Source organism: Parvibium lacunae, from assembly GCF_003335215.1.
In the GTDB taxonomy this organism is placed as follows: domain Bacteria; phylum Pseudomonadota; class Gammaproteobacteria; order Burkholderiales; family Burkholderiaceae_D; genus Parvibium; species Parvibium lacunae.
Genome location: NZ_QPGB01000001.1, coordinates 34,564 through 49,279, shown reverse-complemented (window position 1 = coordinate 49,279; position 14,716 = coordinate 34,564). Strand labels below are relative to the sequence as shown.

Below are 14,716 nucleotides of genomic sequence, written 5' to 3'. Positions count from 1 at the left end.
CGCTTGCGCATCTGCTAATTTTGGCCAATAATTTCCCGAACGGGAAGCCAAGCGAGAAACTAAGCCAGCCACATGACATCCATTCAATCACCCACACAACTCGGGCGCGCCCTGCGCGCCGCACGCAAGCAGCTCCACCTTACCCAGCCCCAGTTAGCGCTGGCGGCGGGGGTGGGCGTGCGCTTTATTGTTGACCTAGAAGCGGGTAAACCCACCTTGCGCTTGGAAAACGTGTTGCGCGTGGTGGATGCGCTGGGCGGCGAGCTTCACTTGAGCGGCTTGCCACCCGTGGCGACCAACGATGCGCAAGAGGATAGCAACCATGCGGCATGAGCTCGCCGTCTGGCTGTTTAGCCACCAGGTTGGCACACTCGGTTTGGTTGAGGGCAAGCTGAGTTTTTGCTACGCACCGAGTTGGCTGGCTCAGCCAGGGGCGATGGCGTTGTCCGCCTCGCTACCGCTACAAGCTACACCGTTCGATGATCGGCAAACGCGGCCTTTCTTTGCGGGCCTGCTGCCAGAAGGGCAAATGCGCCGCTTGCTGGCACAGCAGTTTCAGGTGTCGGGCCAGAACGATTTTGCGCTGCTAGACCGCATTGGCGGCGAATGCGCGGGGGCGGTGAGCTTACTTGCGCCAGGGCAGACTTTGCCCGTGCCCCCCCAGCAGGATACGGTGCAGTGGCTGAGTGATGCAGCGCTTGTATCGCTGCTGGATGAATTACCACGTCGGCCCATGCTGGCTGGCACCGATGGCTTACGGCTTTCCTTGGCGGGGGCGCAAGATAAACTACCGGTGGTGTTTGATGGTGCCCGCATTGGGCTACCCCGCCAGGGTAGGCCTAGCTCCCACATTTTAAAACCCGCTATTCACGGCGTAGCAGACAGCGTGATGAATGAAGGGTTTTGCATGGCACTGGCGGAGGCAATGCAGCTTAAGCCCGCAAAATCGGCTATTCATGTTGTGCAAGATCGCGCATTCTTACTGGTTGAGCGTTACGACCGCGTGCCTAACAGTCAGGAAAATACACAGAAACAGGCGCAGGAACATACACAAGAGCAACTGCAACGCCTGCATCAGGAAGATTTTTGTCAGGCGCTGGGCGTGGTGCCCGAAATGAAATACCAAAACGAAGGTGGCCCGGATTTGGCACAGTGTTTTGAATTAGTCCGCCGCATGACGCGACCCAGCGCACCGCAGATACTGCACCTGCTTGATTATGTGATCTTTAATGCACTGATCGGCAACCATGATGCGCATGCCAAAAATTTCTCGTTGCTGTATACCGATCCCAACCCAAGCCCAAATCAGCCGCCCGTTTTAGCGCCGTTTTACGACACGCTTTCTACGGCGATTTACCCCACGCTGACACCGAAGATGGCCATGAAAATCGGCAACAAATATAAGTTCAGCGAGGTGCAGGCACGACACTGGGCGCAGTTTTCGGAAAACGTGGGCCTAACCAAAGCGCAAACCAAACGACGGATTTTGGAATTAGCCAAGCAACTGCCCGCCGCCGCACGCGCATTGCAATCAAACCCGGAACGAGGTTTTGCGGGCAATGCGGTGGTGGAGCAAATCAATACACTGATCGAACAGCGATGTGCGCTGACGATTCAACGGCTGACCGAGCCCACTGACTGATCCACAAACAGACGCTACTTCCGCAGTCGATAGCCCGTTTTAAAAATCCAGCAAATAATCAGCAGGCACAGCGCCATAAAACCGAGAATCATGGCCACACTGATGGAAAGGCTGACATCGCCTTGCTCGTAAAAGCTCCAGCGAAAGCCACTCACCAAATACACCACGGGGTTGAGCAGCGATAATTTTTGCCAAAACTCCGGCAGCATGTGAATGGAATAAAAACTACCACCCAGAAAAGTAAGTGGGGTGATGATTAGCAGCGGAATGAGTTGCAGTTTTTCAAAGCCATCGGCCCAAATACCAATAATGAAGCCGAGCAAACTAAAGGTGACGCTGGTGAACACGAGGAAAAAAATCATCCAGAGTGGGTGCGCAACTTGGATGGGCACAAACAACCTGGCGGTGAGCAGCACCACTAACCCAATGATGATGGATTTACTCGCTGCCGCACCCACGTAGCCAATGACAATCTCAATAAACGAAAGCGGAGCGGAGAGTATTTCGTAAATGGTGCCGGTAAAGCGGGGGAAGTAAATACCAAACGAGGCATTAGAAACGCTCTGCCCCAGTACCGTGAGCATGATGAGGCCGGGCACGATGAACGCGCCATACGGCACGCCTTCAATCGCTTGCATGCGTGAGCCAATGGCCGAGCCAAACACAATGAAATAGAGCACCGTTGAAATCACAGGAGAGGCAATGCTCTGACCCAGTGTGCGCAAGGTGCGGGCCATTTCAAATTTATAAATTGCTAAGATGCCGCGTAGATTCATACTGCCTCAACCAATTCCATAAAAATTTCTTCTAAATTACTTTGACGACTGTAAATATCTTTGGGGCGTATGCCTGCTGCTTGCAACTGATCGAGCATCGCCGAAATATCTATCTCCGCTTGTGCGTCATACGTCCACGTTAATGTGCTGCCGTCGTCATCCAGCACCAGTGGCTGCGGGTGCAGTGTGGCGGGCAAGGTAGCCAAAGGTTGGCGCAGCACAAAGATCATTTGCCGTTTGCCCATTTTCTGCATGATGGTGTGTTTATCTTCCACCAGAATGAGCTTGCCTTTATTGATGACGCCGATGCGGTCTGCCATTTCCTCGGCTTCTTCCAGATAATGGGTGGTGAGAATAATCGTCACCCCGGCATCGCGCAGGGCGCGCACTTGCGCCCACATGGATTTTCGTAGTTCAACATCCACGCCGGCTGAGGGTTCATCCAGAAATAAGATGCTCGGCTCATGGGACAAAGCCTTGGCGATCATCACTCGGCGTTTCATGCCACCGGATAGGCGGCGTATTTGTTCATCTTTTTTATCCCACAACGACAGCCGTTTCAACACGTCTTGAATATACGCATCGTTACGGGGCTTGCCGAATAAGCCGCGACTAAAGCTAACGGTATTCCACACCGATTCAAAGGCATCGGTGCTGATTTCTTGCGGGACCAAGCCAAGCGCGGCGCGGGCGGCGCGATATTGCTGGGCGCTATCAAAACCCGCTACCGTAATGCGGCCGCTGGTGGGCTGCACAATGCCGCATACGGTGCTAATCAGCGTGGTTTTACCCGCCCCGTTTGGGCCAAGCAGGGCGAAAATTTCCCCGCGTTTAATATCGAGATTAATGTTACTGAGCGCGCCAAACCCATTCGCGTAGGTTTTATTCAGCCCAGAAATATGGATGGCAGAATCTTGTTGCATGAGGCAGTGGATCGTTGAGTCGTGGAGTAGGCTAAGAAAGCACTAATTAGATCACTAAAATAAAAATCGCGTATCGCACTGCCAAAATATCAGGGTATCCAAATTTACATACGCCGAGTCGAGCGGTCATCTATTTTATTCACGTAGCTTTACGGCTGCACTGTGCGCGAGGTTTACAAATGCTTTGCGGCTTCGCGCACGCTGAGCGGCGAGAGTTGCTTGCCCTGCTCAGCTAAAAAGTCTCGCACCGCTTGCGGGTTGTGCCGTGCATAATCGCGCAGCGCCCAGCCGATGGCTTTGCGAATGAAAAAGTCTTGTTCTGGGGCAAGCTGCAGGGCATAGGCAAAGAGGCGCTGAGCATCCACCTGTGCTCGCCAACCAAGCTGGTGCAACATCGCGACCCGCCGTACCCATAGGTTGGAATGGTGCAAGGCTTCATCCATTACAGCTTGTCCGGCGGCTGGGCTACGGCGCACCACATCACCGACCACACCCGCTAGGCCATCGACCGAATCCCACCAGGATTTTTCTTGCACGAGGGCGAGTAAATTTGGCAGAGCGGTCAGGGAGAGTTTTTTCTCGTATTTGGCGAGCACATCAATCGCCACGTATTGGTATTCGCGCTCCGGCAAAGCCCAGAGGCTCTGGGCCAACACGAGCAATTGTGCTGCCTCGGCAGCATGCAGGGTGCGCAGCACGGGCAAGCACGCGGCCCGCCGCGCGGGAGTAGGAATGCCAAGAAAAGAGAAGTGATGCTTCATGTAGGCCTGCATGGGCACCGCACGTTCAGCATCACGTAGCGGCAGCAGGCAGTCTTGTAAGGCGGCTACCCAGGTAGCCGTGCTGTTGCTTGCCAGCGGCTGACCGGGGGCCGCCGCCTGGAAAGATACCTCAGCAGCCACCGTAGAGCCAGTTAGTTTGGTGAGGCGTAGCTTGCGCCTGCGTTACCCACCGCAACAGCGCGGCCAGTGGCAAAGGCCACGGCATTGAGGTTATTGCTACCGGCTGCAACCGCCGTGGCCCAGGTGTTACCCGTATTGTCTGTTGTGGTTACCGTTGTGCCACTCTGGCCCACCGCAAAGACACGGGTGCCGGTACTCACGGCAAAAAGATTAGGGGTGCCGGTGATCACGCTAGCAGTCCAAGTAGCAGTTGGGTCGGTGGCAGTTAAGACCCGACCACTTTTGCCTACGGCAACATAACGGGCTGCGGTTGCATTGTAGGTCACTGCGTGAATATCTTCCGTTGCCAGCCCGGTTGCGCGTTGGGTCCAGGTATTGGCCGGGTCAGTGCTGGTCAGTACAACGCCGCCTGCGCCGGTGGCGATGATGTAGCTGTTGAGGGTGGTCACGCTCAGTAAATTGCTGCCGAGCGCAGGTACCGTCGCCGGGGTGTTCCAGGTAATGAGATCGGTGCTGGTGCGAATGGTATTGCTGTTACCCACAGCCACATACACTGAGCCATAGCGGTTGATGCCAGTAATGGGTTGAGCTAAGGCGGCAGTCGTGCGGCGGGTCCAGGTAACCGTATCGGTACTGCTGTAAATGTGGTTGTCGGCGCCGGCAGTAATGAAGCTAGTGCCATCAAAATAGAGCGCGGTTAAGGCAGTAGGAGCGGTCACGCTCACTGCACTGGCATCGCGCCACACCAGGCCGCTCACGGCAGTAAAGTCACGGCCATAAGTGCTGCTATAGACCAAGCCTACATTGCCCACGGCGACAAACTTCCCTGCCCCATACGCCAACCCCACTAAATTAGGAGAACCAGTAATGGCCGCACCTGCTAACCAACTGGCCCCGGCAATGCTCGGCGTTGCGGTGGCGACTGGGGTCGCCGGGCCGCCAGGGCTACCGTTCCTTGATTTATTCATGATCACGGCATAAACCTGGCCGTTGGTCAGCCCTGTAATGACGCGCGGGGAAGAGGGGTTAAAAATTAAGCGTGTGCTGGGATCGGTTGCCGATGTGCTTACACTGGTGCCGGGCGCGTAGAAAATCGTGTAGTCAAAGCCAGACTCTTGCGTCCAGCTCACGGTTAACTGGCCTTCTTGTGCGGTCAGCGTAACCCCCGTCGGCGCATCACTTGGGGCACTTTCTTTGCGACAAGCGCTGAGCCCAAGCAGGCTGACAGTGAGGGCACCCAACAGCAAGCGGTGGAGTAAACGCGGTGCGCAAATCATAACTATGCCTCTGAAGTAAAAATAGGAATCGATGTATTTTATAGGAAACGCTTGAGGATTCTACGGCTGTGCGCATCAAGCGTGCGGCGATCACGAATCACATATTGCACCCCTTGCCCATCGGCAATCAGCAGCGCATGGTCAGGCAGGCGGCGAATGTCTTCTTCCGCTTTCAGCACCAACTGCGTCGCGCCACGGTCGGTCTCAATCTGCCAGGTGCTCGGTGTAGCGTAGCTATCAAGCCCAGTAATCGCCAAGATCTGAGGGACAAAGTCGCGTTGCGCGAGCTCTTGTTGAATCAACGCTTGGGCCGCTGCGGGTGCCTGTGATAATGACTCTAACCACAACACTTCTTCACCAGTGGCGCTAACGAAAGATAAGCACTCGGTAGGGGCACTCAAAGCAAAGGCTCGCACGGGCGTGATCTCAATCGGGGCGGCACCTTCACGCACAAAAATCAATTGCCCTAGTGGATTACGATGTAACGACCAGGGGTGAGCGGGGGCAAATGACAGACTCATACTAAGCTCCCTTTTTCCGTATGGGCAGCCGCCTCAGGAGACGGGCGTTTAACCCAGGTGCCATTCTCCAGCGCATCAAGCTGGCGCGTTTGCGCTTCGTAAAGGCGGTAATAAGCACCTTGACTGGCGAGTAGCTGATCGTGATTGCCAATTTCGACAATCTCGCCCTTGTCCATCACCACCAGCCGGTCTGCGCGGCGCAAGGTGCTCAGACGGTGGGCAATAGCGATGGTGGTGCGGCCTTGAATCAGGTTTTCCAGTGCGGCCTGAATCTCAAGCTCGGTCTCTGTATCCACCGCAGAGGTGGCTTCATCCAAAATCAGGATTTTCGGGTTAATCAGCAACGCGCGGGCAATCGAAATGCGCTGGCGCTCGCCACCAGAGAGCGATTGACCACGTTCGCCCACGAGCGAGTCGTAACCATGCGGTAAGCGCAAAATAAATTCATGCGCGTGGGCTGCTCGGGCTGCCGCCACGATTTCGGCGCGGGTCGCCTGCGGTTTGCCATAGGCAATATTTTCTGCAACGGTGCCAAAAAACAGAAACGGTTCTTGCAGCACCAGGCCCATGTGGCTGCGAAACTCGGCTACCGGCACTGCACGCACATCGACCCCTTCAATTTGAATCGCGCCTTCCGTCACATCATAAAACCGGCAGATCAAATTCACCAAGGTACTTTTACCCGAGCCACTGTGGCCCACCAGCCCGATCATTTCACCGGGTTTGATGTCCAGTGTGACCCCGCGCAAAATGGCACGGTTGCCATAACGGAAATGCACATTTTGCAGCGAGATAGCCCCGGCGACTTGGGGCAAGTGCACCGGATTACTCGGCTCGGGCACACTGGAAACATGATCCAGAATGTCAAAAATCCGTTTTGCCCCTGCCGCCGCTTTTTGGGTATGCGACACAATCCGGCTCATGGTATCCAGCCGGGTGTAAAAGCGGCTGATATAGGCCAGGAATGCGGTGAGAACGCCGACTGTAATGGTGTCGCGTGATACGAGCCAAATGCCACACGCCCACACGATCAATAGACCAACTTCTGTCAACAGGGTGACGGTGGGAGAAAAAACCGACCAGATTTGATTAACGCGGTCGTTCACTGCCAGGTTTCGGGTATTGGCCTCGCGAAAACGTGCGACTTCCCGCTTTTCTTGAGCAAACGCTTTGACCACGCGAATGCCGGGAATGGTGTCGGCCAAAACGCTGGTGACGTCTGCCCAGACGCGATCTATCTGCTCAAAGCCATGACGCAATTTGTCGCGGACGTAATGAATCAGCCAAATAATTAATGGCAAAGGCACCAAAGTAACCAGTGCCAGCCAGGGATTGATACTGATCAAAATGACCGCCGTCATGGTGATCATGAGCACATCGGTCGCAAAATCGAGCAAATGCAACGATAAAAAAACGCAGATGCGATCACTTTCATTACCGATACGGGCCATCAGATCGCCGGTCCGTTTACTGCCGAAGTAGGCCAGTGACAACCCTTGTAGATGTTCGTAGGTTTGGATGCGTAAATCGGCGCCAATCCGCTCACTGACCAGGGCCAGAATATAGGTGCGTAACCATCCCAAGCCCCATGCCAGTAGGGCCGCCAGCAATAGGCCGCCCAGGTAGAGTTGCAGTAATGACCAGTCAATCGGCACCCCATTCTGGTAAGGAATCAATACCTTATCCATCAGCGGCATGGTTAAGTAGGGCGGTACCAGCGTTGCCCCAGTCGAGGCCAGTGTCAGCCCAAACCCTGCCAACAGTTGCTTTTTGTAGGGTTTCGCAAAGCGCCACAAGCGCAGTAACGTCCAGGTTGAAGGGGGCTTATCGACCTCGGCGGCGGCGAAATCATCGGCACTCACCAAGGTAGGCGGCGCGACCACTTGGCCAGTTGTGTGTGCCAGTCGATAACGGGCAAAGCCATCCTGCACCTGCCGCGCTTCAGTCTCCTGCCCTAGCGTAAAACGCCAGCGGCCCAGTAATTGGTTCGCATCAGTGAGGCTCAAAACGCCAACACCGGCATGATCCCGTAGGGTAAGTTGCCAAGTTGAGGCCTGCTCGCTGGCAAAAAGCCAATGTTGCCACGTTTGCTCGTGCGGGGCACGCGTATGTAAACCCGCCGTGGTTAAGCAAACCCAGCCGCTACCGTAACTGAGCTGTCCTTGCGCATCTAAACCCAGATTCAGAGGCAATACCGCTTCCAGTGTATGCCCACTTTCTAGCCAGGGTTGCAACGCGCTGGCCAATGCTTGTTGCGCCGTGGCGCTCAAGTTTAGGCTGGCTGCGATCTTTTGCTGGGTGAGTGGTGCTGAGGTAGAGCGAGAAGCGTTAGAATTCATGCATTAAGCAAAGCCAGAAAAGGTTGGGCAAAGGGAGCGGCTTACGAGACCACACCGCTCATGCTGGAGCGGGTCAAGCAAAACAAGCAAGGTTTACAGCAGTGTCGATTTTACACGCTGTCTCGGCTGAACCGAGTCGCCTTGGCTTGCGGCAATCGAACAGCAGGCTGATATGCCTCAATCGCTTAGGTGCGCCAACCAGCGGGTCAACCGCGCCAAGGTTAAAACGTTATTGACAGCATGACCTACAACGCCGCAACCGATAGAACGTTTACAACCCTGTGCGTCGCTGCCATTATGCCTATCATTCTGCTTGCTTTGTGCGCTAATCTCTTTCATCGTGATCCTTTCTGATTGTTGAAGCCATGACTTTTCCACCGATTCAATTTCTACAGATGCACCCCCTGCGTGGGCCGAATATGTGGACCTATGTCCCCGTGATTGAAGCCTGGATCGATATCGGTGTGCTCGAAGATCACCCCTCTAACACCATTCCTGGTTTTTATGATCGACTGGCAGCGCTGTTACCTGGACTTATCGAACACCGCTGTAGCTATGAAGAGCGAGGCGGCTTCTTGAAGCGCCTGGCAGAAGGTACTTGGCCAGCTCACATCATGGAACACGTGACGCTGGAGTTACTGACGATGGCGGGCATGAGTGGTGGCTTTGGCCGTGCGCGCGAAATGAGCCAACGGGGTCACTACAAGGTCATTGTTTCTACCTGGACTGAGGCGATTACGCAAAATGCGTTATTGGCCGCGCGGGACTTGGTGCATGCTGCGATGAATGACCAGCCTTTCGATGTGGCAGCGGCGGTGGCACAACTGCGCGATCAGGCAGATGATGAATGTTTAGGGCCGAGCACGGCGAGTATTGTCGAAGCAGCGTCGGCCCGAAAAATTCCCTCGATTCGTCTGAATGACGGTAATTTGGTACAGCTCGGCTATGGTGCCGCAGCACGCCGGATCTGGACAGCCGAAACCGATCGTACGTGTGCAATTGCCGAGGGGATTGCGGGCGATAAAGATCTGACTAAATCCTTGCTCGCGCCTTGTGGGGTGCCGGTGCCGGAAGGTCGGATGGTAGAAAACGCGGCGGATGCCTGGGCGGCAGCGCAGGAGATTGGCGCCCCTGATGTACCCGTTGTGGTTAAGCCTTACGACGGCAATCATGGACGTGGCGTTTTTATTGATTTGAAAACAGAAAAAGAAATTACAACAGCATATGGCGTGGCCAGCGAAGAAGGCAGCGGGGTGCTGGTAGAACGCTATATCCGTGGCTTGGAACACCGCCTGCTGGTGGTGGGAGATCAACTGGTTGCCGCCGCCAAGGGTGACAGCGCTTGGGTAACAGGCGATGGGCAGCATACAGTTTATGAGCTGATTCAACTGCAAATCAATTCAGACCCACGACGAGGAGATACCGAAGAGCACCCCCTCAATCGTTTGGGGATTGACTCTGCGGCCCGCGTGCTGCTTGCACAACAGGGCTTTACTGAAGACAGTGTGCCACCCGCAGGCGTCACCGTCGAAATTCAACGCAATGGCAATGTCGGGATTGATATTACCGATGAGGTTCATCCAGATACCGCGTCGCTGGCTGTGCTGGCAGCGCAAATCGTTGGTCTGGACATTGCTGGCATTGATTTGGTTGCACAGGATATCCGCCGCCCACTTGATGAACAAGGCGGAGCGATCGTTGAGGTAAATGCAGGACCAGGCTTATTAATGCACTTGCGGCCAGCGCTGGGGCAACCGCGCCCGGTTGGGCAAGCGATTGTGAATCATTTGTTTGCGCCGCAATCCAGCAATCCTGATGGCCGAATCCCTGTGATTGGCATTACCGGCACCAACGGTAAAACCGCCGTCGCCCGCTTGGTCTCGCATATCATGCAGCTGTCTGGCAAACATGTTGGGTTAGCCTGTTCAGACGGGCTGTACTTTGATCGCCGCCAACTCGAAAAAGGGGCTCAAGATAATTGGCAGGGCGCACAACGAACGTTGCGCAATCGTGCCGTCGATGTTGCCGTGCTGGAAAACGGCATACCCACTTTACTGACCGAAGGCACTGGTTATGACCGCTGCCATATTGGGGTGGTGACCCAGATTGGGAGTGGTGATCACCTGGGGTTATTTGATATTCAAGAACGGGAAAAACTCTATACGGTTTGCCGAACTCAGGTTGATCTTGTTCTGCCGCAGGGCGCAGCCATTCTCAATGCGCAAGATCCGCTCGTTGCCGAAATGGCGGAGCTGTGTGACGGCGAGGTGATCTTCTTTGCCACCGATGGGAACCATACGGTGATTCAAGAACAGTTAGAACAAGGGAAACGGGCAGTGTTTCTGCGTCAAGGCCGAATCGTACTAGCCCAGGGGGGAGATGAGGAACACCTGGCTGACCTGATTGACCTGCCGATTACCGAGCAAGGACAGGTGGCGTTTCAAGTTGACAACGTGTTAGCAGCCAGTGCAACTGCGTGGGCCATGGGCATGCCCGCCGCTTTGATTCGTACCGGCTTGGAAACATTTGGGTTAGCTCAGAGCAAAAGCCCGCAGTTGCCGGGCCGCTTCACCTTGCTGCAGGATGCACATGGCCCCATCGTTGTCGATAGTGCGCGCAACCTCAGTGCCGTTGAGGCCTTGGTTGCCGCGCTGCGCCAACATCCGCAAACGCGGCACTATCAGCGTCAACGGATTGTTTTTGCGGCGCGCCCCCAAAGTCGGCCCGCAGACGCGGCAGCCTTACGCCGCGCATTGGAAAACGACTTCACGCAAGTGCATTGGGTCACCCCGGACACCTTGCTGGCCGCCCAAGAGCAAGCATTACGGGAACGACAACCCGATGAATTATTGATTTTGCAAACGCAGCAGGGGCAACCACTTCAACAAATCGAGCAAATTAAAAAATGGTTAGCCGAGTGAGCTCAGTAAGCTCAATAAGCTGATTCGGTTTTCGTGTTATCGACTTTTGAACGCATTACGCTAGGAATATTATGGAAGTTTCTCGAATCCGCGCTTTACGGGGTCCCAATTTATGGGGCCGACACACGGCAATTGCGGCCGTGGTGCAATGTGCCCCAGAAGAGCGAAATATCGCTAACCTGCCAGGATTTGAAACACGCTTGCGGGCGCGTTTTCCAGAAATCGCCCTGATCGAACCAGCTGAACGAGAAGAATGCTTGACCCTGGCGCATGCCCTTGAGTTTGCTGCGCTGGGCCTGCAGGCTGAAGCCGGCTGTCCGGTTACCTTCAGTCAGACAACCGCCACCTTGGATGAAGGCATCTATCAAGTCGTGGTCGAATACAGCGAAGAAAAAGTGGGCAAACTTGCCTTTGACTATGCCCAACAACTGATCCAATCGGCGCTGGATGACACCCCCTTTGCACTGGCCCCAGCGCTTAAAGCCTTGAATGACTTGGATGAAGATATTCGCCTTGGCCCCAGCACTGGCGCCATTGTGAATGCGGCAGTGGCCCGCGGTATTCCTTACCGGCGCCTCACAGAAGGCAGTTTGGTTCAATTTGGTTGGGGCAGCCAGCAACGCCGGATTCAAGCGGCCGAAACCGACGCTAGCAGTGCGGTCGCTGAAGCGATTGCGCAAGATAAAGAGCTGACCAAGCAACTCCTACATGCAGCCGGCGTGCCCGTTCCGAATGGCCGAACTGCCCGTGATGCTGAGGATGCCTGGGTCGCAGCGCAAGAGATTGGTGCCCCGGGTGTACCGGTGGTGGTCAAACCGCGTGATGGTAATCAAGGGAAAGGCGTCGCCGTCAAGTTGACGCAAGCCGCTGAAATCATGGCGGCCTTCAACGTTGCTGAGCAATATGGCTCTGATGTGATTGTTGAGCGCTATGTCCATGGCAACGATTTCCGTTTATTGGTTGTCGGCAAAACCCTGGTTGCAGCGGCACGACGTGACCCGCCGCAGGTGCTAGGAGATGGGGTTCACACCGTGCAAGCCTTGGTCGAGCAAGTGAACCGGGACCCCCGTCGTGGTGAAGGCCATGCCACCTCGTTAACGAAAATTCGCTTCGATGAAATTGCCCTTGCCACCCTCGCTAAACAAGGTTACGAGGCGACGTCGATTCCACCCAAAGGCGCACGGGTGATGTTACGCAACAATGCCAACTTAAGCACGGGTGGCACAGCGACGGATGTGACCGATGATGTGCATCCTGAAGTCGCTGCTGCCGCTATTGCGGCGGCCCAGATGGTGGGGCTCGATATTGCCGGGATTGATGTGGTCTGCGAAACCATGCTTAAACCGCTGCAAGAGCAAGGGGGCGGCATTGTTGAAGTGAATGCAGCACCTGGCTTGCGGATGCACCTGTCGCCCTCGTTTGGTAAAGGTAGGGCGGTCGGTGAGGCAATTATCTCCACGATGTTTGCCCCGGGTGAGAATGCCCGTATCCCAGTCGCCGCAGTAACGGGGACCAATGGCAAAACCACCACGGTGCGCTTACTGGCGCATATGTTGAGAACCAGCGGCAAGCGCGTGGGCATGACGAACTCTGATGGGGTGTATGTGCCTGGCCCATTGCATTTGAATGGTGGCTATCGGCGTATCGACAATGGCGACTGCAGTGGCCCCCGTAGCGCCCGGAATGTGTTGTTGCATCCCCAAGTGGATGCGGCTGTCTTTGAAACAGCACGCGGCGGCATTTTGCGCGAAGGGCTGGGGTTTGATCGCTGTGATGTGGCGGTCGTGACCAATATTGGTCAAGGCGACCACTTAGGGTTGAACCATATCCATACAGCAGAAGAAATTGCCCAAGTGAAACAAGTGATTGTTCAGAATGTGCATGCACATGGCATGGCAGTGCTCAATGCGGCTGACCCACTGGTCGCCAATATGGCTGATGTGTGCCCCGGTAAAGTCACTTACTTCGCGATGGATAAGCGCCATCCTGTTTTGGCGGAGCACTGGGCGCGCGGCGAACGGGTCGTCTATCTGGATAAAACAGACCTGATCGCGGCACAGGGTGAGCAACGGCAGGTTTTTCCATTAGCCGATATTCCATTGACCCACAATGGTTTAATCACCTTCCAGGTAGAAAATGCCTTGGCAGCGATTGGCGCGGGTTGGGGGCTGGGGCTGGCATGGAGCGTATTGCACCAAGCCCTAAAAACCTTTGTCAGTGATGCGCAAACAGCACCGGGTCGGTTCAATCTCTTTCAATATCGGGGGGCGACGCTGGTTGCTGACTATGGGCATAACCCAGATGCGATTTTGGCCCTCGTTCAAGCGATTGATAAAATGCCTCAACCGGCTGGGGCGAAACGGAGTGTGGTGATTAGTGGTGCCGGCGACCGCCGCGATGAAGATATTCGACAGCAGACTGAAATTCTGGGGGCGGCCTTTGATGACGTGATTCTGTACCAGGATGCCTGCCAGCGTGGCCGTGAAGATGGCGAGGTGCTAGCGCTATTGCGGGCCGGGCTGCAAGGCGCGAAACGCACCACGCATACGCAAGAAATCACTGGGGAATTTGTGGCAATTGATGCCGCATTGGCCCGCTTAAACCCAGGCGATTTATGCTTGATTTTGATTGATCAGGTCGATGTCGCGCTGGAATACATCGGCAGACAATGCCAAAGTTAGTCACTTTTCTGATGCATCGCTTGAGGCCGATTGATGTTGGCTTCAAGCGATGACAGCCAGCCGCTGGCAGGTTGCGATGATGAGGCTTAAGCACCTGCCATAAAGGCACGGACACCAGAGCCCATAAATTGAACGCCCACACAGATCAGCAAAAATCCCATCATACGGGTCATCGCTTCCATCCCTTCCCGGCCAATCATGGTTAAGACATATTGGGCTGAGCGCAAGGTTAGCCACATCACCAAACATGTCATCAACAAGGCGAGGACAGTTCCCGAATAGGCCAAGCTGCGTGCAGGAATCCCCTTGAGCTCGGCAATTTCAGTCGAAATACCAATGACCACGGCAATCGTGCCCGGCCCACTAATGGAGGGCAATGCCAAGGGAAAGAATGCCACATTGCGGTGATGATGCTCACTCGCACTTTGCGTGTTCGCCGTTTCAAATAACATGCGGTACCCGACAATCGCCACGGTAATGCCACCAGCAATCCGTAACGCACCATAGGAAATGCCAAAAAAATCCAGAATAAAAGTCCCCGCAAACAAGCTCACCAACATGATGAAAAAGGCGTAGAGACAAGCTTGGCGCGCGATTTTCTTTTGTAAGCTGCTCGTAGAGCCCGCCGTGAGGCTGATAAATAAAGGAATTTTAGACAGCGGATTGGTGATGGTAATCAAGCTAATAAATCCGCCCAGTAGGAAATGCAGCAGTGTTTTTTCAAACATAGGGAT

General features: G+C 54.9%; 11 protein-coding genes. 4 read left to right on the top strand and 7 right to left on the bottom strand.

The features are described 5' to 3' along the window. The first annotated feature begins 72 nt into the window (after nucleotides 1–72). Nucleotides 73–333 (top strand): helix-turn-helix transcriptional regulator, encoded by a 261-nt coding sequence (locus DU000_RS00235; protein ID WP_114401376.1) that lies wholly within the window; start codon nucleotides 73–75, stop codon nucleotides 331–333. Further along, nucleotides 323–1,642 (top strand): type II toxin-antitoxin system HipA family toxin, encoded by a 1,320-nt coding sequence (locus DU000_RS00230; protein WP_114401375.1) that lies wholly within the window; start codon nucleotides 323–325, stop codon nucleotides 1,640–1,642. Before DU000_RS00235 ends, DU000_RS00230 begins: the two co-directional genes overlap by 11 nt. Nucleotides 1,643–1,656: 14 nt before the next feature. On the opposite strand, the gene DU000_RS00225 is transcribed toward DU000_RS00230, so the two are convergent. The 6 genes from DU000_RS00225 to DU000_RS00200 form a co-directional block, all read right to left on the bottom strand. Beyond that, nucleotides 1,657–2,418 (bottom strand): ABC transporter permease, encoded by a 762-nt coding sequence (locus DU000_RS00225; protein ID WP_114401374.1) that lies wholly within the window; start codon nucleotides 2,416–2,418, stop codon nucleotides 1,657–1,659. After that, the gene (locus DU000_RS00220) at nucleotides 2,415–3,341 is read right to left on the bottom strand and encodes an ABC transporter ATP-binding protein (protein ID WP_114401373.1); all 927 of its coding nucleotides are present in this window, start codon (nucleotides 3,339–3,341) and stop codon (nucleotides 2,415–2,417) included. The genes DU000_RS00225 and DU000_RS00220 overlap by 4 nt, the downstream gene beginning before the upstream one ends. Before the next feature lie 173 nt (nucleotides 3,342–3,514). Continuing rightward, nucleotides 3,515–4,243 (bottom strand): DNA alkylation repair protein, encoded by a 729-nt coding sequence (locus DU000_RS00215; RefSeq protein ID WP_240001742.1) that lies wholly within the window; start codon nucleotides 4,241–4,243, stop codon nucleotides 3,515–3,517. Between the two features lie 11 nt (nucleotides 4,244–4,254). Then, nucleotides 4,255–5,520 (bottom strand): WD40/YVTN/BNR-like repeat-containing protein, encoded by a 1,266-nt coding sequence (locus DU000_RS00210; RefSeq protein ID WP_114401372.1) that lies wholly within the window; start codon nucleotides 5,518–5,520, stop codon nucleotides 4,255–4,257. Nucleotides 5,521–5,558: 38 nt separating this feature from the next. Then, entirely contained in the window at nucleotides 5,559–6,041 is a 483-nt protein-coding gene (locus tag DU000_RS00205; RefSeq protein WP_114401371.1) for a cyanophycin metabolism-associated DUF1854 family protein, read from the bottom strand. Beyond that, nucleotides 6,038–8,380 (bottom strand): cyanophycin metabolism-associated ABC transporter, encoded by a 2,343-nt coding sequence (locus tag DU000_RS00200; protein WP_114401370.1) that lies wholly within the window; start codon nucleotides 8,378–8,380, stop codon nucleotides 6,038–6,040. Before DU000_RS00200 ends, DU000_RS00205 begins: the two co-directional genes overlap by 4 nt. A 365-nt stretch (nucleotides 8,381–8,745) precedes the next feature. On the opposite strand from DU000_RS00200, the gene DU000_RS00195 reads away from it, so the two are divergent. Continuing rightward, entirely contained in the window at nucleotides 8,746–11,301 is a 2,556-nt protein-coding gene (locus tag DU000_RS00195) for a cyanophycin synthetase (protein ID WP_114401369.1), read from the top strand. 71 nt (nucleotides 11,302–11,372) lie between these two features. Beyond that, entirely contained in the window at nucleotides 11,373–13,982 is a 2,610-nt protein-coding gene (gene cphA / locus DU000_RS00190) for a cyanophycin synthetase (RefSeq protein ID WP_114401368.1), read from the top strand. An 86-nt stretch (nucleotides 13,983–14,068) separates the two neighbouring features. On the opposite strand, the gene DU000_RS00185 is transcribed toward cphA, so the two are convergent. Then, the gene (locus tag DU000_RS00185; RefSeq protein WP_114401367.1) at nucleotides 14,069–14,710 is read right to left on the bottom strand and encodes a MarC family NAAT transporter; all 642 of its coding nucleotides are present in this window, start codon (nucleotides 14,708–14,710) and stop codon (nucleotides 14,069–14,071) included. Nucleotides 14,711–14,716: the final 6 nt, after the last annotated feature.